The 23,167-nt window shown below is 58.2% G+C and carries 25 protein-coding genes; 6 read left to right on the top strand and 19 right to left on the bottom strand.

What is annotated here, in order from left to right:
- Positions 1–4 precede the first annotated feature (4 nt).
- The 5 genes from trmD to EDC23_RS03725 all read right to left on the bottom strand — a co-directional run bounded on the left by trmD (position 5) and on the right by EDC23_RS03725 (position 4,058).
- A complete protein-coding gene (gene trmD / locus EDC23_RS03745; RefSeq protein ID WP_134081361.1) occupies positions 5–748 on the bottom strand; it encodes a tRNA (guanosine(37)-N1)-methyltransferase TrmD in 744 nt (247 codons plus the stop codon).
- A 34-nt stretch (positions 749–782) separates the two neighbouring features.
- The gene (gene rimM / locus EDC23_RS03740) at positions 783–1,319 is read right to left on the bottom strand and encodes a ribosome maturation factor RimM (RefSeq protein ID WP_399359075.1); all 537 of its coding nucleotides are present in this window, start codon (positions 1,317–1,319) and stop codon (positions 783–785) included.
- A gap of 51 nt (positions 1,320–1,370) precedes the next feature.
- Positions 1,371–1,628 (bottom strand): 30S ribosomal protein S16, encoded by a 258-nt coding sequence (gene rpsP / locus EDC23_RS03735; protein WP_134081357.1) that lies wholly within the window; start codon positions 1,626–1,628, stop codon positions 1,371–1,373.
- Positions 1,629–1,883: 255 nt separating this feature from the next.
- Positions 1,884–3,245 (bottom strand): signal recognition particle protein, encoded by a 1,362-nt coding sequence (gene ffh / locus EDC23_RS03730; protein WP_134081355.1) that lies wholly within the window; start codon positions 3,243–3,245, stop codon positions 1,884–1,886.
- Positions 3,246–3,293: 48 nt separating this feature from the next.
- On the bottom strand, positions 3,294–4,058 hold the full coding sequence (locus EDC23_RS03725; RefSeq protein ID WP_134081353.1) for an MBL fold metallo-hydrolase: 765 nt from the start codon (positions 4,056–4,058) through the stop codon (positions 3,294–3,296).
- Positions 4,059–4,358: 300 nt separating this feature from the next.
- On the opposite strand from EDC23_RS03725, the gene EDC23_RS03720 reads away from it, so the two are divergent.
- From EDC23_RS03720 to EDC23_RS03705, 4 genes are all read left to right on the top strand, one after another.
- Complete coding sequence (locus tag EDC23_RS03720; RefSeq protein ID WP_134082449.1) at positions 4,359–5,186, top strand: cytochrome C assembly family protein; 828 nt, start codon at positions 4,359–4,361, stop codon at positions 5,184–5,186.
- Between the two features lie 96 nt (positions 5,187–5,282).
- Complete coding sequence (locus EDC23_RS03715) at positions 5,283–6,578, top strand: HlyC/CorC family transporter (RefSeq protein ID WP_243830707.1); 1,296 nt, start codon at positions 5,283–5,285, stop codon at positions 6,576–6,578.
- Positions 6,579–6,770: 192 nt separating this feature from the next.
- Entirely contained in the window at positions 6,771–7,409 is a 639-nt protein-coding gene (locus EDC23_RS03710; protein ID WP_134081351.1) for an FHA domain-containing protein, read from the top strand.
- Between the two features lie 2 nt (positions 7,410–7,411).
- Positions 7,412–7,786 carry a PilZ domain-containing protein gene (locus tag EDC23_RS03705; protein WP_134081349.1) on the top strand — a complete coding sequence of 125 codons (375 nt, stop codon included), beginning with the start codon at positions 7,412–7,414 and terminating at the stop codon, positions 7,784–7,786.
- A 474-nt stretch (positions 7,787–8,260) separates the two neighbouring features.
- Here the strand turns inward: EDC23_RS03705 and radA are convergent, their stop codons facing one another.
- A complete protein-coding gene (gene radA / locus EDC23_RS03700; protein WP_134081347.1) occupies positions 8,261–9,625 on the bottom strand; it encodes a DNA repair protein RadA in 1,365 nt (454 codons plus the stop codon).
- A 201-nt stretch (positions 9,626–9,826) separates the two neighbouring features.
- Between radA and EDC23_RS03695 the strand changes: the two genes are divergently transcribed.
- Positions 9,827–10,783, top strand: coding sequence for a PDC sensor domain-containing protein (locus tag EDC23_RS03695; RefSeq protein WP_134081345.1), 957 nt, complete (start codon positions 9,827–9,829; stop codon positions 10,781–10,783).
- Positions 10,784–11,202: 419 nt separating this feature from the next.
- The gene (locus EDC23_RS03690) at positions 11,203–11,484 is read left to right on the top strand and encodes a hypothetical protein (RefSeq protein WP_134081343.1); all 282 of its coding nucleotides are present in this window, start codon (positions 11,203–11,205) and stop codon (positions 11,482–11,484) included.
- A 163-nt stretch (positions 11,485–11,647) separates the two neighbouring features.
- On the opposite strand, the gene EDC23_RS03685 is transcribed toward EDC23_RS03690, so the two are convergent.
- From EDC23_RS03685 to rpsF, 13 genes are all read right to left on the bottom strand, one after another.
- Complete coding sequence (locus EDC23_RS03685) at positions 11,648–12,445, bottom strand: DODA-type extradiol aromatic ring-opening family dioxygenase (RefSeq protein WP_134081341.1); 798 nt, start codon at positions 12,443–12,445, stop codon at positions 11,648–11,650.
- A 142-nt stretch (positions 12,446–12,587) separates the two neighbouring features.
- Positions 12,588–13,532 carry an RDD family protein gene (locus EDC23_RS03680; RefSeq protein WP_134081340.1) on the bottom strand — a complete coding sequence of 315 codons (945 nt, stop codon included), beginning with the start codon at positions 13,530–13,532 and terminating at the stop codon, positions 12,588–12,590.
- A 178-nt stretch (positions 13,533–13,710) separates the two neighbouring features.
- Entirely contained in the window at positions 13,711–14,673 is a 963-nt protein-coding gene (locus EDC23_RS03675) for an SPFH domain-containing protein (RefSeq protein ID WP_134081338.1), read from the bottom strand.
- Between the two features lie 3 nt (positions 14,674–14,676).
- Entirely contained in the window at positions 14,677–15,159 is a 483-nt protein-coding gene (locus EDC23_RS03670) for an NfeD family protein (RefSeq protein ID WP_134081336.1), read from the bottom strand.
- 91 nt (positions 15,160–15,250) lie between these two features.
- Positions 15,251–15,646 (bottom strand): hypothetical protein, encoded by a 396-nt coding sequence (locus EDC23_RS03665; RefSeq protein ID WP_134081334.1) that lies wholly within the window; start codon positions 15,644–15,646, stop codon positions 15,251–15,253.
- A 754-nt stretch (positions 15,647–16,400) separates the two neighbouring features.
- Positions 16,401–17,030, bottom strand: coding sequence for a hypothetical protein (locus tag EDC23_RS03660; protein ID WP_134081332.1), 630 nt, complete (start codon positions 17,028–17,030; stop codon positions 16,401–16,403).
- Between the two features lie 97 nt (positions 17,031–17,127).
- On the bottom strand, positions 17,128–17,397 hold the full coding sequence (locus EDC23_RS03655) for a hypothetical protein (RefSeq protein WP_134081330.1): 270 nt from the start codon (positions 17,395–17,397) through the stop codon (positions 17,128–17,130).
- 633 nt (positions 17,398–18,030) lie between these two features.
- Entirely contained in the window at positions 18,031–19,107 is a 1,077-nt protein-coding gene (gene alr / locus EDC23_RS03650; RefSeq protein WP_134081328.1) for an alanine racemase, read from the bottom strand.
- Positions 19,104–20,504, bottom strand: coding sequence for a replicative DNA helicase (gene dnaB, locus EDC23_RS03645; RefSeq protein ID WP_134081326.1), 1,401 nt, complete (start codon positions 20,502–20,504; stop codon positions 19,104–19,106). Before dnaB ends, alr begins: the two co-directional genes overlap by 4 nt.
- A 261-nt stretch (positions 20,505–20,765) precedes the next feature.
- Positions 20,766–21,215: a 50S ribosomal protein L9 gene (rplI, locus tag EDC23_RS03640; protein WP_134081324.1), complete on the bottom strand. Its 450-nt coding sequence runs from the start codon at positions 21,213–21,215 to the stop codon at positions 20,766–20,768.
- 56 nt (positions 21,216–21,271) lie between these two features.
- Positions 21,272–22,198 (bottom strand): DUF2232 domain-containing protein, encoded by a 927-nt coding sequence (locus EDC23_RS03635; protein ID WP_134081322.1) that lies wholly within the window; start codon positions 22,196–22,198, stop codon positions 21,272–21,274.
- Between the two features lie 36 nt (positions 22,199–22,234).
- Positions 22,235–22,465 carry a 30S ribosomal protein S18 gene (rpsR, locus tag EDC23_RS03630; protein ID WP_134081320.1) on the bottom strand — a complete coding sequence of 77 codons (231 nt, stop codon included), beginning with the start codon at positions 22,463–22,465 and terminating at the stop codon, positions 22,235–22,237.
- Positions 22,466–22,514: 49 nt separating this feature from the next.
- Positions 22,515–22,871, bottom strand: coding sequence for a 30S ribosomal protein S6 (gene rpsF, locus EDC23_RS03625; protein WP_134081318.1), 357 nt, complete (start codon positions 22,869–22,871; stop codon positions 22,515–22,517).
- Positions 22,872–23,167 lie beyond the last annotated feature (296 nt).

Raw genomic sequence — 23,167 nt, 5'->3', positions numbered from 1 at the left:
CTCGTTATTCAATATCCTGCTCGTGGATAAATTCCGCGAGCAAAGTCTGTTGTTCCTCATCCAGTTCGAACGTCTCGAGTAAATCGGGACGTCGCAGCCAGGTTCGACCCAGCGCCTGTTTGAGCCGCCAGCGCTCGATGGCCTTGTGATCGCCACTGAGCAATACCGGCGGGACTTGCCTGCCTTCTATCATCTCCGGCCGGGTAAACTGCGGAAAATCCAGCAGCCCGTCCGAAAAAGAATCCTGTTGCGCCGAATCCTCGTGGCCCAGCGCGTCGGGCAACAACCGGGTGATTCCGTCCATCATCACCATGGCGGCCAGTTCGCCGCCACTGAGAACGTAGTCACCGATGGACCACTCCTCGTCGACCTCGGCCTGAATCAGCCGCTCGTCGATCCCTTCGTAGCGACCACACACCAGTATCAGGTGCGAGTGGCGGGACAACGCTTCGAGTCCGGCCTGATCCAGTTTGCGCCCCTGCGGTGACAGGTAGATTACCCGTCCCGCGGCGTCGCCGCTGCCACGTGCATCACGAATCGCATCACGCAGCGGCTCGAACAGCATCACCATCCCGGGGCCGCCGCCGTAGGGGCGGTCGTCCACCGTCTGGTAACGGTCCGCGGTATAGTCGCGCGGATTGTAGAGTCCCACCTCGACCAGACCGCGGCTCAGTGCCCGGCCGGTGATTCCGGCGCCGGTGACCGCGCTGAACATCTCCGGAAACAGGGTGACAAAATCAAAGCGCATGTCACTTCACCTTCATACCGTTGCCCGGCATGAATCAATAATCCGGATCCCAGTCGACGCGTATCACGCCCTGCTCGAGATCCACGTTTTTGATCACCTGTTCGCGGATAAAGGGGATCAGCCGTTCGTGTCTCTCGCCGTCTTGCTGCGACTCGACCACCAGCACATCATTGGCGCCGGTTTCCATCAGGTTCGTCACCTGGCCCAGATTCCGCTCGCCCAGGTTGATAACCTGCAAGCCCAGCAGATCCCGCCAGTAATAATCGCCCTCATCCAGTGCCGGCAGCTGGGCCCGGGTCACGGCGATCTCCTTGCCGACCAGCGCCGCGGCGTTGTCGCGATCCGCGCACGATTCCAGTCGGGCGATCAGCGTCTTGCCGTGCTGCTTGCCCTGTGCCACCGGATAGGGCCGCCATTCGCCCTCGATCGACAGATACCAGGGGGAATAACGCAAAATGTTGTCGCGAGGTTCGGTATGGGAATAGACCTTCACCCAGCCCTGGACACCAAACAGGCCACTTATATGCCCCAACACAATCATGTCATCGGCATGTTGCATGGCCTGTCGCAGTCCTCCGCCCGGCATGGCCCGTCTTCGGGATCCAGGCGGTGTTACAGCGTCTTACGCCGCTGTGGCCCGTTTCTGCTGTTCCTTGACGAGTTTGCTGACCCGTTCGGAAGCCTGGGCGCCCTTGCTGATCCAGTGAGAAATACGCTCACTGTCCAGGTTCAGACGCACCTCGTTACCGGTGGCCACCGGGTTGAAGAACCCCAGGCGCTCGAGATAGCTGCCATCCCGGCGGTTACGGGAGTCCGTGACCACGATGTGATAGAAAGGGCGTTTTTTAGCGCCGGCGCGTGCCAAACGTATGGTTACCATCGCGACTTATAACCTCTTGTACCAAATAAATTGAGGCCGTCACGACTCGCGGTCGGACAGCCTTCCCGAAAAGAGGGGGGCATTGTACTGAAAATGGCGGAAAAGTGAAGGGTTTAGAGCCATTTTGCGGGAAAATTTACCCGCCCCGGTCACTGACTACAGCGTCAGCCATTGAAGCCCCTGAATAAAACGTGTCTTCGGCGGTTTTCGCCCTGTTTCGAGGCTCGGGCTGTACCCCGCACGCCTTCCGGGCGGTTACATCAACCCCGGCGGCAGGTTGCCGCCCTTGAGGCCGCGCATCATCTTGGCCATGCCGCCGCCTTTCATTTTCTTCATCATCTTCTGCATCTGGGTAAACTGCTTGAGCAGCCGGTTGACGTCCTGGATCTGGGTGCCGGAGCCCCCGGCGATGCGCCGCTTGCGTGAGCCCTTGATCAGATCCGGTTTGCGCCGCTCCGCGGGGGTCATGGAGCGGATGATCGCCTCCATGCGCTTCATCTGCTGCTCGCCGGCCGCCGCATCCATCGCCCCCTGGGGCACATTGGGCATACCGGGCAGCTTGTCCATCAGGCTGGAGAGCCCGCCCATTTTTTTCATCTGCTGGAACTGGGCGAGAAAATCCTCCAGATCGAAGCCCTTGCCCTTCTTGAGCTTGGCCGCCATCTTCTCGGCCTCGTCCACATCGATCTGGCCCTGGGCCTCTTCGACCAGGGAGACCACGTCGCCCATGCCCAGGATGCGCGAGGCGATCCGATCCGGATGAAAGGGCTCCAGCGCGGTGGTCTTCTCGCCGGTACCGAGGAACTTGATCGGCTTGCCGGTGATCTGGCGAATCGACAGCGCCGCCCCGCCGCGGGCGTCACCATCGGTCTTGGTCAGGATCACCCCGGTCAGCGGCAGCGCATCGTGGAAGGCGCGCGCGGTGTTGGCTGCGTCCTGACCGGTCATGCTGTCGACCACGAACAGGGTCTCGACCGGCTGGACCGCCTCGTGCAGACGCCGCACCTCGTCCATCATGGTCTCGTCGATGTGCAGTCGCCCGGCGGTATCCACAATCAAGACATCCTTGTGCTTGACCTTCGCCTGCTCCAGCGCCCGTTGGGCAATTTTCACCGGATCCTCGTCACTGGCACTGGGGCAGAATTCGGCCTCCACCTGGCCGGCCACGGTCTCCAGCTGATCGATGGCCGCCGGGCGATAGATGTCGGTACTGACCAGCATGACCGATTTTTTCTGGTTCTCCTGCAGCCAGCGAGCCAGCTTGCCGGCGCTGGTGGTCTTGCCCGAGCCCTGCAGGCCGGCCAGCAGGATCACCGCCGGCGGGGTCACGCTCAGATCCAGACTGTCGTTGGCCGCGCCCATCAGCGCGACCAGTTCATCGTTGACGATCTTGATCAGCGCCTGACCCGGGGTCAGGCTTTTGAGCACATCCTCGCCCAGCGCCTTCTCTCGCACGTGATCGGTAAATTCCTTGACCACCGGCAGGGCCACATCGGCCTCCAGCAGGGCCATGCGCACCTCGCGCAGAGTGTCCTTGATATTCTCCTCAGTCAGCCGGCCGACACCCCGCAGGTTACGCACCGTCTGGCCAAGTCGCTCGCTCAGACCATCAAACATACTGCCTCACTTGAATTGAACCCGACCGCTGCAGCGGCCACGGGAGGATTATAACGTGAAACGACTGCCCGCCGAGAGGCGATTGAGGTGATGGGTGGTGATAACGCGGCGACACTCGTCATAAATCTCGTCCTCGTCACCCGGCTTGTTGTGGGAGATGTAGATCTCGGGCCGGTGGCGCAGCTTGAGGAGATCTTCCGCCAGCAGCGAGGGGCAATAATGGCCGGCACGGCGGCAGATGTCGATATCGCGATCCGGGAAGGCGGCCTCGACGATCAGCATGTCCAGCCGATCCAGCTGGTTGAGCCGGGCCCAGAAGGTGTCATTGGTGGTGGTATCGCCACTGAAAGCGAATACCCGCCGGGTATTGCGCACGATATAGCCCACTCCGGGGACCACGTGATTGACCGGCACCATCTCGAACTGCAGCTCCCCCACTTGCCGGCTTTCGCCCGGCTGCATCGGCTGATAACGCAGCACCGGCCGATCAGGATGCGGCAGCGCGGCAAAGTCGGGCCAGATGACATTGTTGAAAATGTGCGTGCGCAGGGCATCGAGGGTCGCATCCAGGGCGTGGATGGTCAGCGGTTCGTGCAGATGCTCGAACACACTGTCCACCAGCAGGGGAATGCTGGCGATGTGATCCAGATGCGAATGGGTGAGGAAAATATGCCGCAGATCGGTCATCTGCTCCAGGGTCAGATCGCCCACACCGGTGCCGGCATCGATCAGAATCTCCTGGCCCAACTTCATCGTGGTGGTACGCAAACCGTCGCCGACACCGCCGCTGCAACCTAAAACCTGCAATTCCATCTAGTTAAGCCCTAACTCCGCCAATCTGAATCATGCTTCACCCCTTTTTATAACGAGTCCAATGATGCCATTTTCAAGTAAACCAAAATGCCACCAGAGTCACAAGTCTAAGAGCTTGATAATCAGCCATTTTATAGGCTTAACGCGACGATTAGCCGACAATGGCGGCAATTCGCCCCGCCGACGCCTATCCGCAACCCGATCCGGCGACCGTGCACCGTGAACGCCCTGTCCGATCCACGCCGCGCCGGAAGATATATACTTCCTTCACCGATCGAGCTGTGCGATGATTTGCCCGTGATGAATTCCCTCGCGTTGAATCTGTTCTTGCCCGGCGTGGCCGGCATACTCCTGTACCTGCTGGCCGGCGGCCTGCTATGGCAACGTCTGATCGGCGGCGCCATGGCGCAGCAGGCCGCCCGCTTGCGCCCGTTGCTGATCGGCCTGGTGGCGGTGGCGCTGCACGGCAGCCTGCTCTGGCAACTGTTGTGGACCGATGCCGGTCTGGATGTCGGTTTCTACACCGTTTTCAGCCTGGTGGGCTGGCTGGTGGCGCTGTTACTGATTCTGTCATCGTTCACCCGCCCCATCGAATCCCTCGGCATCGTCGTCCTGCCGTTTACCGCCCTGACCGTGCTGTTACGCCTGCTCAGTGACGAACACCAGTATCTGGCGCGGGATCTGAGTGCCGGTCTGGAATTTCATATTCTGATCTCGATTCTCGCCTACAGCCTGCTGAGCATCGCCGTGGTGCAGGCCATCCTGTTGTATTTCCAGGAAGCGCATCTGCACAACAAACAGCCGGGCGGTATCCTGCGCGCGCTGCCGCCGCTGGAGACCATGGAAACCATGCTGTTCCAGATGATCGGCCTGGGCTTTATCGTGTTGAGCGTTTCACTGCTCAGCGGCGGCTTCTATCTGGAGGATCTGTTCGCCCAGCACCTGGTTCACAAAACCGTGTTGTCGATCATCGCCTGGATCCTGTTTGCCATCCTGCTCTGGGGACGCATCCAGTTCGGCTGGCGCGGACGCGTGGCCATTCGCTGGACCATTGCCGCCTTTATCGCCCTGATGCTGGCCTATTTCGGCAGCAAGTTTGTTATCGAGCTGATCCTTCATCAGGCGTAAACAACACGCCGGGACCACGGCACCTGAAACCTTGACACTGTCAGCCATGTCCTGCGTAATCCACTTACTCCCAAATCCGCAAGAGGCAGCGCGTTCTTGAACGAATTACCCCTTGGTATGCTCATCGGCATACTCGTCTTTCTGTTGATTATGTCGGGATTTTTCTCCGGCTCCGAAACGGGGCTGATGAGCCTCAATCGCTATCGGCTGCGCAACCTCTCCGAAAAACAGCACAAGGGAGCGCAACTGGCCGAACGCCTGCTGACCCGGCCCGATCGCCTGATCGGGGTCATTCTGCTGGGCAACAACTTCGTCAATATCCTGGCCTCGGCGATTGCCACGCTGATCGGTATCCGGCTGTTCGGCGAGTCGGGCATCTGGATCGCGACCATCGCCCTGACCATTGTCGTACTGATCTTCTCCGAGGTCACACCCAAGACCCTGGCGGCTTTCAACCCGGAGCGCTATGCCCTGCCCGCCTCCTACGTTCTGGCCCCGCTGCTGAAAATCTTTTACCCGCTGGTCTGGTTGATCACCCGCCTCTCCAACGGCCTGCTCCGGGTGTTCGGGGTCCGACTCGATGAAGCCGGGCGCATGACCCTGAGCAGCGAGGAACTGCGCGTGGTGGTCAGCGAGGCCGGCAGCATGATCCCGCAACGCCATCAGGAGATGCTGCTGAGCATTCTGGATCTGGAGAAAGTCAGCGTCGATGACATCATGGTCCCGCGCAACGAGATCGTTGGTATCGATCTGGCCGACGAGTGGGAGGAGATCGCCCAGCAACTGACCGAAAGTCAGCACACCCGCATGCCGGTTTACGAAGGGGATATCGACCATGTAATCGGCATGGTGCATCTGCGCCGGGCCGTGCGACTTTTCCAGCAGGACGAGCTGGACAAGGAGAGCTTTCGCAAGATCATTCGTGACGCCTATTTCGTCCCAGAAGGTACGCCACTGCACACCCAGTTGCTCAATTTTCAGCACGAGCGCCGGCGTATCGCGCTGGTGGTCAACGAGTACGGCGATATTCAGGGATTGGTGACCCTGGAGGATATTCTCGAAGAGATCGTTGGCGAGTTCACCACCGATCCGGCCGCCTCCAGTCGTGACATCCATATCCAGGACGACGGCACCTACCTGGTCGACGGCAGTATCACCATTCGCGAACTCAACAAGGCGCTGGAGTGGGAGCTGCCCGTTGAGGGCCCCAAGACCCTCAACGGCCTGATCCTCGAATACCTGGAACATATCCCGGACCCGGGCACCAGCCTGCTAATCGCCAACTACCCGATCGAAATCGTCCAGACCACCGGCAACGCGGTGAAAACCGTGCATATCGATCCCAACTGGCAAATCGTCCCGCCAGACAGGGGGAAATCAGGCACAACCTGAAACCAGTGGGTGCCCCGGCCGGCCGAACCCGCGCCCGGTTGCCGGTGGATGTAAGGCCATAAATTGCAGACAGACGGTCAAAATCGGGACTATCCTGCGGCGCAGTTGTATAATAACATTAATAATCAACTATAATTCTACGATAAATATCGTTTTTTTATTCACGCCACTACACCGGGAGCCGAGTCCTACGTGTCCAAGCTGACGCTGTCATTCAAGGGAAGCATGCTACGCGTCTACCCGGTGCTCAAGGGCAGCATGTTGATCGGTCGCGATCCCGACTGCACCATCCATATCGACAGTCTGGCGGTCTCGCCGCAACACGCACGCATCGATACCCGGGATCAGACCTCGGTGCTGTTGGATCTCGACAGCGAAGGCGGCACCTATGTCGGGCAGGAGAAGATCGCCAAGCACCTGCTCAAGGACGGGGATGTCATCCGCGTCGGCAAACACACCCTCGCCTACAAATACGAAGACGATCCCCACATGGCCAGCGCGGAGCAACCGCCCGGGATCGAGGAAGTCGCGCCGTCGCAACCGGCCGAACCCGAAGTCAGCCATGAATCGCGCCAGGGCTGGTTGCAGATCCTCAATGGGCAGAACCTGGGCAAGACCCTGAGCCTGAACCGTTCCATGACCAACCTGGGCAAACCGGGCATCGCCACCGCGGTCATCACCCGGCGCAACGACGGCTATTTTCTCTCCCACCTGGAAGGCGATCATCCGCCGCTGGTGGACAACCAGCCGCTGGGCGAACACAGCCACAAACTGCAGGACGGCAACACCATTCAGATCGGCAACATCAAGATGCAGTTCTTTCTGGACTGAGCATGACCGGCTCCTTTGAACGGCGACACTTTACCCGGATTCCCTTCGACGGCGAGGTGCAGCTGATCGATCCCGCCGACCACCGGCAGTGGCAAACCGATATACTCGACATCAGCCTGCGCGGCGCGCTGGTTCAACGTCCCGCCAACTGGCCGGCTAACATCACGCGCGTGTTGATCCTGCAACTGCGACTGAGCGATGCCGTCCATCCGGCTTTCGAGGTCCGGATCACCCACGACGAAGCAGATCGCCTCGGCCTGCACTTCGAACAGATGGACCTGGACAGCGCCAGTCACCTGCACCGGCTGCTCGAACTCAACCTCGGCGATCCCGCCCTGCTCGAACGCGAACTGGCCGAACTGCTCGAGTCTGATTGAATAATCCCCTTCTCTCATCCTCTGGGAAATAACGCGGAGGTCGCAGAGGCGCGGAGACGCAGAGGATTCAATGAATCGTTCTTCTCGCAGCTTTACAGTATTTCTAACGAGTCAAAAAACCACCAAGACACTGAAAACACCGAACTAAACCGAATCAATGCATTCGGTGTTTTCGGTGATCTTCTCTCGTCATCCGGGAAATAACGCGGAGGTCGCAGAGGCGCGGAGACGCAGAGGATTCAATGAATCGTTTTTCTCGCAGCTTTACATTATTTCTAACGAGTCAAAAAAACCACCGACACACTGAAAACACCGAACTAAACCGAATCAATTCATTCGGTGTTTTCGTTGGTCTTCTCTCGTATCTGGGAAATAACGTGGAGGTCGCATAGGCGCGGAAACGCCGAGGTACGGATTATTATTTTCTCCGCGACTCTGCGCCTCTGCGAACTCCGCGTTAATTAACCGAATCGTTTAAAAGAGATCCAGCAGTTCTTCCAGCCGGCTGACGGCGGTGATCTGCAGGCCGTCAATGGGTTTGCGCGGGGCGTTGCCCTTGGGGACGACGGCGCGTTTGAAGCCGTGCTTGGCCGCCTCGTTCAAACGGTCCTGACCGTTGGGGACGGGACGGATTTCGCCGGCCAGGCCGATTTCGCCGAACACCACCAGATCCTGTGGCAGGGTCTTGTTGCGCAGGCTCGATATCACCGCCAGGATCACCGCCAGATCGGCGGCGGTTTCGCTCACCCGCACGCCGCCGACCACGTTGGCGAACACGTCCTGATCGGCGCACACCACCCCGGCATGGCGATGCAGCACCGCCAGCAGCATGGCCAGGCGATTGTGTTCCAGCCCGGTGGTCACCCGGCGCGGGTTGCTCAGCTGGCTGTCGTCGACCAGCGCCTGCACCTCCACCAGCAGCGGCCGGCTGCCCTCCAGGGTAACCAGAATGACACTGCCGGGCACCGCCTCGTCGTGGCGGGATAAAAAGATCGCGGAAGGGTTATTCACCTCGCGCAGCCCCTTGTCGGTCATGGCGAACACGCCCAGCTCGTTGACCGCGCCGAAGCGGTTTTTCATCGCCCGCACCAGCCGGTAACGGCTGCCGGAATCGCCCTCGAAATAGAGCACCGTATCGACCATGTGCTCCAGCACCCGCGGGCCGGCCAGGTTGCCCTCCTTGGTCACGTGCCCGACCAGAAACAGCGCGGTGCCGGTCTGCTTGGCGTAGCGCACCAGCTGCGCCGCCGACTCGCGCACCTGGCTCACCGAGCCGGGCGCCGAGGTCACCTCGTCGGTATAGACCGTCTGGATGGAGTCGATCACCAGCACCCGCGGCTGCTCCTGCTGGGCGATGGCCAGAATGTCCTCGATGCGGGTCTCCGCCAGCAGGCGCAGATCGCCGGCGGCCAGTCCCAGCCGCTGGGCGCGCAACCCGACCTGCTGCAGCGACTCCTCGCCGGTGATGTACAAAGGCGAGAGCTGTTCGGCCAGACTGACCACGGTCTGCAACAGCAGGGTCGATTTGCCGATCCCCGGATCGCCGCCCAGCAGCACCACCGAGCCGGGTACCAGCCCGCTGCCCAGCACCCGATCGAACTCGCCGATCCCCGTGGCCACCCGCGTCACATCCTCGGCGCCCACCTCGGCGAGGCGCTGCACCCGCTGGCCGCTCGCCTCGCCGGTAAACCCGGTAAAGCGGGCGCTGCGACTGCCGCCGCCCACCGCCGTCACCTCCACCAGCGTGTTCCACGCCCCGCAGTCACCGCACTGCCCGGCCCATTTTGGTGCCTGGCTGCCGCATTCGGTGCAGGAATAGACAATCTTGCTCTTGGCCATAGGGGGTTAGATATCCGCTCTTGAGATCAGGGGACATGGTACCATGAGCCAGCCTGTCGCGATCCCCGCGCAACCCCGGCACATTTGCCGCGAAAGACAAACGTCATCCGCCTGTCACACACTGCGGGGAGAATGGACGGCACACTATTTGAATACCAGTACAGGAATAGAAAGACTCGACAACCACATGGATGGAGCATTATGTCAGCCTTCAAGGATCGCATTACCTATCAAAAACAACTGCTCGCCAGCCTCGCGGCCGAGCCGCTGACCGCCCTCGCCGTAGAGGCGGCCACTGTCTGGCAGGAACCCGCCCGGCTGGATCAGGTGCTGTGGCAGGGACTGGAACGACTGCCCCACTGCCACATGCTTTATGCGGTGAACACCCAACACATCCTGATCTCCGCCAACGTGGAGAACAAGCAGCTCGATACCCAGTGGCGCGGTCTGGATCTCACCGGCCGGCCCTATTTAAAGCGTACTCTGCCCTGGCAGGGCTTCACCCTGTCACCGGTCTATACCAGCCGTCACAGCCTGCGCCCCTGCATCACCGCCATCCAGGCCGTGTGTCAGGGTGACGCGATCCTCGGCTTCATTGCCGCCGACTACCACGTCGACGATTTGCACAGCCAGCGCGGCAACCCCCCGGCCTCGGCCGGCTGGAGCCAGTACAAGGGCGACCCGGCGATCCGCGGCACCGTGTTCCAGCAACAGCGCAGCATCAGCGCCATGGACAAGGTACTCGGCGAAGTAATGAACAGCATCGCCGACATGCTGCGCCATCACGGCATTTTTCACGTCAAGATCCACTTCTCCAGCTCCCGCGCTTCCTTCTGGTCGCTTGACGATCCGTATGACTACAACATCCACATGCTCGATGAGATCGTCGATCCCGAACGCTGCCTCGCCTACCCGCGCCGCCCCACGCATGAGCGCACCCAGGTCAGCTTCGAGGACATCGGCCGTGTGCTGGATCAGTTCAAGGCCCTGCGCCACGCGGACGAAACCATCTACCTGCGCTCCGCCTCGTTCAACATCATCAACGGCATGGTCGGGCTCACCTTCTCCTGTGACGGCTCACACTACATCCACTTCCAGCAGTTTCTGGAGATGGACAGCCGGTTCTGGTTCGGGGAGGCGGTGGCGGAAGCGGGATAAAATATCTCAACGCAGAGAACGATTAAGCGAAGTTGGCAGATGGCAGATGGCAGATGGCAGATGGCAGATGGCAGATGGCAGATGGCAGATGGCAGATGGCAGATGGCAGATGGCAGATGGCAGATGGCAGATAAAGTGTAGGCCAGGTTGCGCGCAGCGCTACCTGGCATTCGTCGGATCGGCATGGTATCTCTCGCAGAGACGCCAGGACGCAGAGAAAGATTAAGCGAAGTTGGCAGTTGGCAGTTGGCAGTTGGCAGTTGGCAGTTGGCAGTTCAGGATTGTGGCTGCATGTAAGTCTATTGCCCCAGAAAAACGGGTTATTCCTGAAATGTTAACCAAGTATTAAAATCGGTTGAGAATCGTTAATATCATAGTCTGAGATCCTCTGCCGTACGCACAAGATTTCGGAGGTTACAATGCGATTAAAACTATTCCTTCTGCCCCTGGCATTTTTCGTTATCACCGCATGCGCAGGCAACCCCGAGAGTAATGCTGCCCGGCAATGTGAACGTGGCCTGAAAACCGCCTACCAGGAGCTCGACTTTGCCAAGGCCAAGGGCTTTAGTGGCACCATGGAGTACACCAAGGCCGCCAGCCTGCTGACGGCTGCCAAGGTACAGTCTGAGTTTGGTAAATACCCAAACTGTATCGACAAGGTCGAGCGGGCCCGTGCCTATATCCGGCTATCACAGAAATAGTCCTGTTTGACGTAAAAACGTCTCACCACGAAGACACGAAGTCTGTTTATTGAGTCAGGGCAATCGCCTTCACTCCTGTCATCGTGAAAAACACGGAGTTCGCGGAGACGTTTGCACCTGTCGTCGGGGTGCAGAGGAACCTTGAGCACAGTTGGCCGTTAACTCACCACAAATACATGCTCGATTGTTTGTTCAGGATGGATAGCTCATACCGCTCGGTACTGGGCGCCTGTGCTATCCCGTAGCAGACATGAAGTGGTAAAAGATGCTCTTCGCGCGGATGGCAGAAGCGTGCGCCCGGCGCCTCTTCCCAATGAATTAATTGCTCATGCCGTTTAAATTCCGGCAGTTCAGGGTCTTCGCACACGTTCTGTAACCACACTTCAAACGCCTTGTTGAGCCGATCAGATTCGGCGTTTTCGGGCGCGAAGAAGGCTTCCATGTTGTGAAACGAGAACCCCGAGCCGATCACCAGCACATTGCGGCTGGCCAGACTTTGCAACGCACTGCCCACCTGGATATGAAAAGCCGGATCGAGACTGTCGGCCAGCGACAGCTGCACACAGGGAATATCCGCCTGCGGATACATAATCTTGAGCGGCACGAAAACCCCGTGATCAAAACCGCGCGCCTCATCCAGCCGGGCTTCGATATCCCCCTCGCCGAGCAGGCGATACACCTCGCGCGCCAGGGACGGTTCACCGGCACACGGATACGCGATCTCGTACGACTCCGGCGGGAACCCGTAGTAGTCATAGATCAACGGCGGTGTGCTACCTGCAGTGATGGCCGGAACCGGCTCTTCCCAATGGGCACTGACCACCAGAACCGCCTCCGGGCGCGGAATGTTTGAGGCGATATCCTGCAGACACGATACCATTTGCCCATGCCCCGGATCGCCCAGCAACGGCAACGGGCCGCCGCCATGAGATATAAAGAGTGCGCGGGGTAATGGCTTCATAGGTCTAGCTTACAAGAACAAAGGCGATATGACTTGCGACAAATGCTAACGCGAACAGTCCTCGTTTGCCACCGCCCCCATTAACGCTAACCACCGATAATTCACACCAATGAGCTGGAATACTGCCCCCCGATCCTCGAAGTTATATATCAGTTGCCAATTCTTCCGGTTCGAAGTTGTAGGACTGGCTGCGCCATTGTGACCAGATGCCGATATCGAAGCCGTAGATCAGGGTAACCTGGATCAGGTCCCGGTCCATGGCCTGGGGATAACCGGCAATAACTGTCCGGGCCATCTGGCGGGCGAGTTCTGAATCATCCAGCACATCGCGCGCGACAAACACCTTAACGGTCACATGGTTCGTGGTCGTCGAATCATCCGAGGCCATATTGTGGATCGTCGAGCCCATGGTCACATTGGCAAAGCGCACCAGCGGGTTTTTTATCAGGGTTGCATGAATCGAGAGCATTTCCTTCAAGGGTGAATCATCCGCCAGTTTCAGAGTGAAAGCCGGCACGACAGCGGCGGTAACAAACAGAACCGTGACCACAACAAGATGCGGCTTCCAGACCGGCCCCACAGCCTGCTTCGGCGCGGCCGCATTAACCACATAAGTTCCCACAACCAGATCATGCAGGGACTGGCGTGTCACCCGGTTGAACACATACAGATAGACAATAGCCAGACCGCCACCAAAGATGATGACAGAAAGCGGGAAAGCCAGATAGATCAACGCCTCCCCGCCGAGCTGAATTCCATTAAGAAAAAACGGCAAACCAAGCACGACATAACGCGCAAATGAGCGAAGCAACCCGATGGGATTATTCCCCTCATCCACTACCCGGATCCCCAGCAGGCGCTTGCCCAGGGTTTGTCCGTTACCAATCGAGCTGTTCAACACCCCGAAGTAAACCAGCGCAATCGCAAACCCGAGCAGCCGACCCAAGCCGCCCAGTTCGATAAACAGCTCACCAAACACCTGCCCGAGGGCAAACCCCACTACGCCCAGAACAAAAACATCCACAATCAGCGCCCCAATCCGGCGCCAGAACCCGCAAATCCATTTGGTTTCTTGTTGTTCTTCCATTCCCTTCCCCTTTGTTAAATGAAACAGCTTGGAAGCGTCATCTCCCCTTTGAAAACGTTTTTAAGCGGTTATTTCAGCTGTGATTTGACCCATTCATTTCTTCTATCAGTAACTTACGCAGGTTCGATCCCGCTTTGCGCTTTGTTGCCACTCTGAGCCGGCTTTTCCATTAAATTCGTTACGTCGGGTTTCCAGCTGCCCCCGGGAACAGGGATTTGATCGACTCCAGACTGCCCAGAATTCCGGTTGCCTCGTACGGTACCATCACACGATCGCCTTCTTTGGCAATGTCAGGCAGGGTATCCAGATACCGCTGGGCAATCAGGTAGCTGACGACGGTCTGGGCATTGAGCTCGGCATTTGTCTCCTTGCCTGCGCTCAGCACCTCCTCGATGGACTTGCGTTCACCCTCGGCCCGCAGAATAGCGGCCTGTTTATCGCCCTCGGCTTTTTTAATCTGGGCTTCCTTGTAGCCATTCGCCTCGGTTACCGTGGCGCGACGTTTTCGCTCGGCAGCCATCACCTGGCGCATGGCCTCTTCGACGTCGCTCGGCAGCGTGATGTCCTGGATTTCTACACGGTTGACCTTGACCCCCCATTTCTGTCCGGCCTCGTCCATGACGGTTTGCAGCTGGGCGTTGATTTCATCGCGGTTGGAGAACAGCTTGTCCAGTTCGCTGCTGCCCACCACGGCACGCAAGGTCGTTTTAGAGAGCACTTCCACGGCCTGAATCAGGTTTTCCACCTGGTAAACCGCATCCCGGGGCGTCTGAATTTCAAAATAGAGCGCCCCATCGATCTGAATGGTAACGTTGTCGGCTGTTACTACCGGCTGGGCCGGGAAATTAAGGACCGTCTCACGCGTGTCGATCTTGATCTCCTCAACCACTCGTTCCTGTAACGTCTTGGTGGTGAGCCCGGTGCTTTCGTAACGACGGATTTTGATCGGTCGGGGCCGCTCAAGAACCGGGATCAGGAAATTGATACCCGGCTGAAGCGTTCTGTTGTAACTACCCAGACGTTCCACCACCACCGCCTGGCTCTGCTGAACGATAAAAATGCCCTTTACAATAAAGGCGATGATCCCGATACCAACAATGACGGCCGCGATCAGGCCGACTGAAGCTCCCAGCTGTCCCATTTTTTATTCTCCTGTACGTTCGTTGTGTTCCATCGCTTTAGTCTCCGCAGCCCGGTAGGCCAACACGGTGATCCCCTTCATCTGTTCCACGATCAGTCGCTCGCCTTCCACGGGGACACTGCCGTCTACCAGTTCGAGCGGGTACATATCCCCCTTCAGCTTGGCGACCAGGTCATCACCCCGGCGCACGACGACAACCGGCTCACCGTTCTCCCAACCCGGCTCACGCGGACCCGGGCCTGTCGGACGCATGGTTTTGTTGAAGACCCACATCATTACCGGAACCAGTACGAGCGTGGCAAGGACGAATCCCCATACCTGGCCTGTCAGGCTGAAACCCAGTGCCGCCAATAATGCCGAGACCAGTGCCGCCAGGCCCGTAGCCACCAGGATAAACTGAGTCCCAACCACCGTCAGATCGAAAACGATCAATGCCACTGCAATAGCAAGCCACCAAAGCCAGGCGGGTAATCCCAGAAATTCCATCGCTCCCTCCTCTTTTTAAAACGGGTCGGTGACACAGAGTAATACGAATAATTCTCGTTTGTTACCGACTTCTTCTATGCGTTTAACTGACTCACCACGACACTGGTGGATTGTTTTTTCGTATGAAAGTTACGACAGTACACTTGGGGTTTTCATAATACTCGTCTTCCATAACCGATTTGATTACAGGCTGGTGAATAATGTAAAAACTGTGGACATTTTCAAGTTGTGAATCGAAGAAAATAGAAATAAAGCTATGATACATAAAGCGTAAACCATTTATTATGAACATAGCTCTTCCAACCACTCTTTTTTTACCGCTCCGCCCAAAATCAGTCTGATGAATTTTTAACAGCTTCCGGAATCTTTTTATCCCACCACGAGAGAGCAAAAAGGAAATTTTACCTTCTTCCTTAAATTTTTCCTCCTGGAGCTTCATCACTTCCAGATCAGGTATAAAAACATCTTCTGTATTTTTTACACCCAATACATATAACCTCTAACGTTAAAACAGCCGAAAAATCAGGATAGGTTCACGTCGCCTCTTTAACGAGATTCTGGCACCAGGTCTTGCCTTTTGCCTTTCAAGAAGCAAAACGCAAGACCTAACCTCGCTATCGGTCAAAATTTAATCCCTCCGACACCTTTTTCACCGGTTATTATGTCATCGAGCCCTATTCTGTACATCGAGCCTGTTCCGTCTAATACGGCGACGCCGGTATACTAGTAACACCATAATAATCACAAATGCTGACACACCCATAAAGTTTGCAACGACCCATGGGAATACGGGATCCTCGGCACCCAGGCGAAGATAAGTCGCCGAAATCAGAAATAAATTTCCGACAACGAGTAATACCACAAGGGGTAAAAGCTTCTTGGGAAAAATCTTAATTCTTAAAGGCTCCTTTGTTTAGTCTTCGGAGGTCAGCTACTAGTCTTCGGGGGCCAATTCCAACATTACAACAATATTTGAATCTTGGAACTGACCCCGCTATCCATGTGCCCAAAGCCCTACTGTCTCACACACTACCTAGACTCGCGCCAGCGTGCAATTCGATGGGCCGGGTAATCAGTCAAATACAGAATTCGCTAATATTAAGAAATAATTGCTCTCTGACACCGATTATTAATGAGTTTAAAACGTGAATGTTCGAATGTTGGACCTGACCCCGTTCGCCCCAGTTACGAGATTCTGGGGGTCAGAAGCAAAACGCAAGACCTGACCCCACTATCCGCTGTTAAGCTATCGGCCAATCAGAATCCGCGAGCCGATTTTTGGGTATTTCGTATGCTTTGTAGTAATACTCACACACCGCTTGCTCTCCACCCTTTTCCCGATATAGTTCTAAATGATTAAAGAGGCCTTCTGCTGCCAATTTCGCCTTTAACCAGATATCGCGATCTTGAAATAGCGTTCCATCAGCTTGCATGCGAAACACCAAACCATCCCGCAATTCTTTTAAGTGTTGTTCCCAGTCTATGCTATCGCTCTCCAGCAGCGTCCGGAGAGGCAACTCCTTTATGTCAGATGCAGCATCCAAATCATTACCCCAAATCCAAGGGCTATCACACGTTACAGTCAAACTTGCATAATAATTAAGATCCTTTTCGAATTGATGGATGGTGTGTAGTAAGCCCTCCAACTCCCGTTGCAGCCGGGACTGCCGTAGTGTTTCCAGAAGTCCAATGAATGCTAGGAACGCATAAAAGGGGCCTAAAACACCACCTATATACCCTCCAAAGCTCGCCCAATCCTGAGGTACCCCAGATAAAGGACCATGAAAGTTATAGAAATAGATCCCCACGACAATGAGTGTGGCAATTGCCGCCAACCAAAGTGACCCTTTCAACGTGCTCTCAAGGTTCATAGTTTCGTATACTTAACGACTGAATTAAGCGGGCCCGAAAAAGCGCAGCTTTTGAGGGTCCGGCAGGCCTGAAAACCCTGCGAACTTGAATAATTTGTTATGTTTCTTCATCTTTTTCTTTCAACTCTTTAATTGCGCTCTTATACTTTCTCGGCATCAATACTTTATAAATTAAATCAGTATTTAGAACTACTGCGCCAGTTTTTGCTAACACTGATTTCCGTGAAAAGAGATTAATAGAAATTACAGCGAGCACAAAAGCAAGGCCAATGTAAATAACGCCATACAACCCGGTTGCGGCCGCAATGGCGCCAAAAGCAACCAAAAATACTACAACACCAATAATAGTTTCTTTGTTAATTTTCATTTGAAAACATAACAGTGATATATACAGACGTGTGTGTGTTATTCGGTAAAAGACAGACGTCTGTAATATCAGGACCCGGGTCCTGATATTACAGATAGCCCTAATTTTAGCAACACTACTACCGATTTCCACTCACGCCAACCCTTGGCCCGTTCTCGCTTCTACGGGTTTCCCCCTGACTCCACTACTAACCCCTTGATCCCGTCAGACGACGCCGAGCATCGCAGTGGAAGGAGGATTAGCCCGAAGGGTGCGCGCATGGACGCGCGCACTCGCCAGTCGGCACAGGGACGTGCCGTCTGGCGAGCTCCGACTGGAATGAGAAGCGCAGGGAACCGGTTCAGCCATTGGAAATGGCTGGACCGGCGGCGTTTTCGGGCGCGTTTTCTTTGGTTCTGTTTCTTTCGTCGCGTGACAAAGAAATGAACCCGAGGCGCGCTGGCGGGTCAGCGCTTTCGAGATTCAGGGCGCCCGGAGGGCGGTCATTTTCTATAGACTGGATTCCGGCCTGCGCCGGAATGACGAGGTGCGCAGGTGCGTGGGTCCGCTTTCAAGTTCAGCTCGCCCGGAGGGCGATCCTTCTCCCCTCTCCCTAACCCTCTCCCCAAAGGGGAGAGGGAATAAGATCAGGCTTCACTCGTGAATGTAGTCAAACCCCACCCGCGCGGTCACCTTGCACAACAACTCATACCCAATCGTCCCCGCCGCTTCGGCGATCTCTTCCACCGGCAACCCCTCGCCCCAGAGGATCACCTCATCGCCGATGGCCGCCTTCGGGCAGTTGCGCAGATCCACGCAGAGCATGTCCATCGACACGCGCCCGACGATGGGCACCCGCTTGCCATTGATCAACACCGGCGTACCGCTGGGCACGTGACGCGGATAGCCGTCGCCGTAACCGATGGCCGCCACGCCGATGGGCATATCCTCGGGACAGCGCCAGCTGCCGCCGTAGCCGATCGGCTCGCCGGCCTGATGCCGGTTCACCGCGATCAGTTGCGAGCGCAGGGTCATCACCGGACGCAGATCGTGCTGCTCGCCGACACTGTTATTAAAGGGGGAGACACCATAGAGCATGATCCCCGGCCGCGCCCAGTCGCTGGCGGCCTGTGGCCAGCCGAGGATCCCGGCGGAGTTGGCAATGCTGCGCGCCGTAACAGACAGATCATCCAGAGTCTCGAAGCGGCGGATCTGCTCCAGGGTAAAGTCGTCCTCGTGGTCGTCGGCGTTGGCCAGGTGGGTCATCAGCCGTACCCGCGCCACACGCGGGCAGCCGAGCAGCCGGCTCAGGGTCGCGGCCACCTCGGCCGGCGCGACACCCAGACGATGCATACCGGTGTCGACCTTGAGCCAGACATCCAGCGCCGGACCTGAGGCCTGTTCCAGAATGGCGATCTGATCGGGGTGATGGATCACCGGCTGCAGCTGAAAGCCGTCGATCAGCCGCAAGTCGTCCTCCCGGACGAACCCTTCGAGCAGCACGATCGATTGCGGGATCCCGGCCTCGCGCAGGGCGATCGCCTCGTCGAGGGTGGCGACGCCGAAGGCATCGGCATCATCCAGCGCCTGGGCCACCTCGATCATGCCGTGGCCGTAACCGTTGGCCTTGATGATCGCCATCAGGCGGCTGTCGGACGCGTGCCGGCGGGCGACGGTCAGGTTGTGTTGCAGGGCGCGCAGGTTGAGGGTGGCCCGGGTCGCTCGGGTCATCCACCGGGTCCTTCGAGGTAGTTGTCCCCGGAAATGTAGTTTTCGAACTTGGTGTACTGGCCCAGGAAGGTCAGGCGGGTGGTGCCGATGGGGCCGTTACGCTGTTTGGAGATGATAATCTCGGCGGTACCCTTGTCGGAACTCTCCTCGTCATAGACCTCGTCACGATAGATGAAGACGATCACGTCGGCGTCCTGCTCGATGGCGCCCGATTCGCGCAGATCCGACATGACCGGGCGCTTGTTGGGCCGCTGCTCCAGCGAGCGGTTGAGCTGCGAGAGGGTGATCACCGGTACGTTGAGCTCCTTGGCCAGCCCCTTGAGGCCGCGGGAGATCTCGGAGATCTCGGTGGCGCGGTTTTCGGTGTTGCCGCTCACCTGCATCAGCTGCAGGTAGTCGATCACGATCAACCCCAGGCCGTGCTCGCGCTTGATGCGCCGGGCGCGGGAGCGCACTTCCATCGGCGAGAGGCCGGGGGTGTCGTCGATATAGATGGGTGCTTCGTTGAGAATGCCCACCGCCGAGGTCAGCCGCGGCCAGTCGGCGTCGTCCAGCTTGCCGGTGCGGATCTTGTGCTGATCGATGCGGCCCAGCGAGGACATCATGCGCATCACCAGTTGCTCGCCGGGCATCTCCATACTGAACACGGCCACCGGGGTCTGGTGTTTGATGGCGGCGTTCTCCACCAGGTTCATGGCGAAGGAGGTCTTGCCCATCGAGGGGCGCCCGGCGATGATGATCAGATCGGAATTCTGCAGCCCCGAGGTCATGTCGTCGAAATCGGTGTAGCCGGTCGGCACCCCGGTATAGGCCGAGCTGCTTTGATAGAGGGTGTCGATGCGATCCACCGCCTTGACCAGCAACTCCTTGATGCCGACATAGCCGGAGCGGTTGTGGGCGCCCTGCTCGGCGATGTCGAACACCGCCTTCTCGGCCTGATCCAGGACCTCGGCGCTGCTGCGCCCTTCGGGGTTGTAGGCCAGATTGCCGATCTCGGTGGCTACCCGGGTCAGCTGGCGCAGCACCGAACGCTCGCGCACGATGGCGGCGTAGGCCTTGATGTTGGCGGCGGTGGGAGTGTTCTTGGCCAGTCCGCCCAGGTAGCTCATGCCGCCGGCGGCATCCAGCTGGTTGCGCTGTTGCAGCCATTCGGAGAGGGTCACCACGTCGCAGGGGTTGGCCTCTTCGGCCAGGGCCGCGATGGCGCTGAAGATCAGCCGGTGATCGCGGCGGTAGAAGTCGCTCTCGCTGACCTGCTCGACCACCTGATCCCAGCTGCTGTTGTCGATCATCAGCCCGCCGAGCACGGCCTGCTCCGCCTCGATGGAATGCGGCGGGACCTTGAGTGCGTCTGTCGCCTGATCCGAATCGGCGACCGAATAGATAGCGTCAGGCATGATGATTAATCGTTATAGTTCCATCGCCTTCGGATCCCCCGGCACGTGACTTGCCCGGGCTTGCCGAAGAAAAATTAAGCCGGATGATTGACCCTGCCTCCGCGTCGCGGAGGCCCTGAGCATAGCACACCCCCGCCGCCGAACGGAGCGGTTGCAAAGGAGTTTATTTACCTTGACGGGCTTGACAGGCGATGACGCACGGCAGCGTTGTGCCGCGCGTCACACAGATGGCGCGACGGGCGGGACAGCCCGGGGAATCGCTTACTCGGCTTCGACCACCAGCTTGATCGGCTGCATCACTTCGGCGTGCAGCTGCAGCTCGACCTGGTATTCGCCGGTCAGGCGAATCGGCCCTTCGGGCAGGTTCACTTCGCGTTTTTCCAGCTCGATACCGGCCGCGGTTACCGCGTCGGCGATGTCGGCCACGGCCACGGAGCCGAACAGCTTACCCTCTTCACCGGCCTGGGCGCGGATGGTCACCTGCTCCAGCGCGGCGATCTGCCCGGCGCGGGCCTGGGCGGCGGCCAGGGCTTCGGCAGCGGCTTTTTCGAGCTCGGCGCGGCGTGCCTCGAACACCTCGATGTTCTCTTTGGTGGCCGGAACCGCTTTTTTCTGCGGTACCAGATAGTTGCGGCCATAGCCCGGGCGAACGTTGACCTTGTCACCCAGAGTGCCGAGGTTGGCTACGTTTTCCAGCAGAATCACTTCCATTTTTATTACCTCAATACCTGTCGCGAATGTTACGTCGGTTAAATGTTCTCGTTTGTTCAGCTCGTCGCATCGGGGAAGCGACGACGAATATCAATCCAGTTATCCAGCATGCCCAGCATGGCGACGGCGATCGCCCCGTAGGGCAGCGTAAACAGCAAAACAATATACAACGCCACCATCCAGGGCTGCCCGTTCGGGAGGCGGCCGGCCAGCTGATGACCGATAGCCAGCCCCTGAAACAGAAACACGCTCAACACCACCGTGGCCGCGTTGACCAGCCACTGCCCTGCCAGGCCGCCGACAAACTGGGCCAGGGCCACGATCAGCAGGCCGATTCCGGCGGCCAGGGTGCCCAGACGCAACTGGCGAAACTCCTGCGGGCTGCCGACCTGGAACAGCGTCGCCTGCCAGTAACGCCCGATCAACACCCCGACGATGGCGCTGAGCACCAGCGTGGCCAGCAGCGCGCCGGTCATCACCCCGGCCACCTGCTGCAACAGCTCGCGAAACGCCGCCTCGTCCGGAAACTCGACGCCCGCCGCCTTGAGATCCGGGATGATCCGCTGATCGAAATAGGTGCTCCACCACTGGGCGGGATCGCCCAGTAACAGGAACATCACCCCGATCCCGATCAATCCCGCCAGCCCGGTCAGTCCCAGCGTCTGGGAGAGCGACTGATGCTGGCGCAGCCACTGGGCCGCCAGCCAGGCCGGCAGCCAGACCGACAGCGCATAACCGACACCGTAATGCGGACCGCCGATCGTCATCGCCAGCAGGGCCAGCGCCGCGGTGGCGCCAAACACGATCAACAGGCTCTCGCGGCTGGCCTGGGTCAGGGCCACCAGGGCCACGACCCCGGCGCCGAGATAACTGATCGGCCAGCTCAGCGGGAAAAAGAGCAACGACAAGGCGGCCAGCCCGACCAGCGCCACAATGGCCTGGAGCGGACCGCGCATGGCATAACTTGCCAGCGATTGCATCATTATCACGGGGCCTGTTCGCCAGCGAACAGCGCCGGATCAATCCTTGTGCGAGTCGCTATACGGCAGCAGGGCCAGATACCGGGCGCGCTTGATGGCCGTGGACAGCTGGCGCTGAAAACGGGCCTTGGTCCCGGTAATGCGACTGGGGACGATCTTGCCGCTTTCGGTGACATTGGCCTTCAGCACGCCGAGATCCTTGTAATCGATCTCGGTGAAGCCTTCGGCGGTAAAACGACAGAATTTCTTGCGACGGAAAAAACGGGCCATAATTATAAATCCTTAGTGGTCAGCTGATTGAACGGGAGGCAGTGCCGGCTCAGGCCGCGCTTGGCTCACTGCTCTCTTCTTCGCGCTCGTCTTTCTTCGCCATCGGGGAAGCTTCGGTGATGGCGCAATCGCGGCGGATGATCAGATTGCGAATGACGGCATCGTTAAAGCGGAAGCCGCTCTCCAGCTCATCGCGGGTTGCCTGATCGCATTCGATGTTCAGCAGCACATAATGCGCCTTGTGAACCTTTTGAATGGAATAGGCCAGCTGACGACGGCCCCAGTCTTCAACGCGGTGGACCTTGCCACCGTTGCCTTCCACCAGATTGCGATAGCGCTCCAGCATGGCCGGGACCTGTTCACTCTGGTCAGGGTGGACCAGAAACACGATTTCATAATGACGCATAGTCTCGATATATCCTTTCGGTTTAACAGCCCCCCGTCGAAGCCTCGCGGCCGCGGTGGAGCAAGGAACCCGCCGGCCTGCGGGCCGGAGAGTTGTAAAGGTGGCGCATTTTACTCGAGCGATCAGGGCTTTGCAATCCAGATATAGCCGGTAGGCCCGATATAGCGCAGCGGTATCGGGCAGACTGCCAGGAACTAGGGGCTAGGTGTGATCTCTCAGTAGGTTGTTCATCCGGCACCTACCCGGACAATTGGCGGTGCAAACCCAAACCAACCGCCAGGAGGCCCGGATGAACA

This window comes from Thiohalophilus thiocyanatoxydans (assembly GCF_004366735.1).
Lineage (GTDB): Bacteria > Pseudomonadota > Gammaproteobacteria > UBA6429 > Thiohalophilaceae > Thiohalophilus > Thiohalophilus thiocyanatoxydans.
The sequence above is the reverse complement of the archived record's forward strand: the minus strand, read 5'-3'. Positions and strand labels throughout refer to the sequence as shown.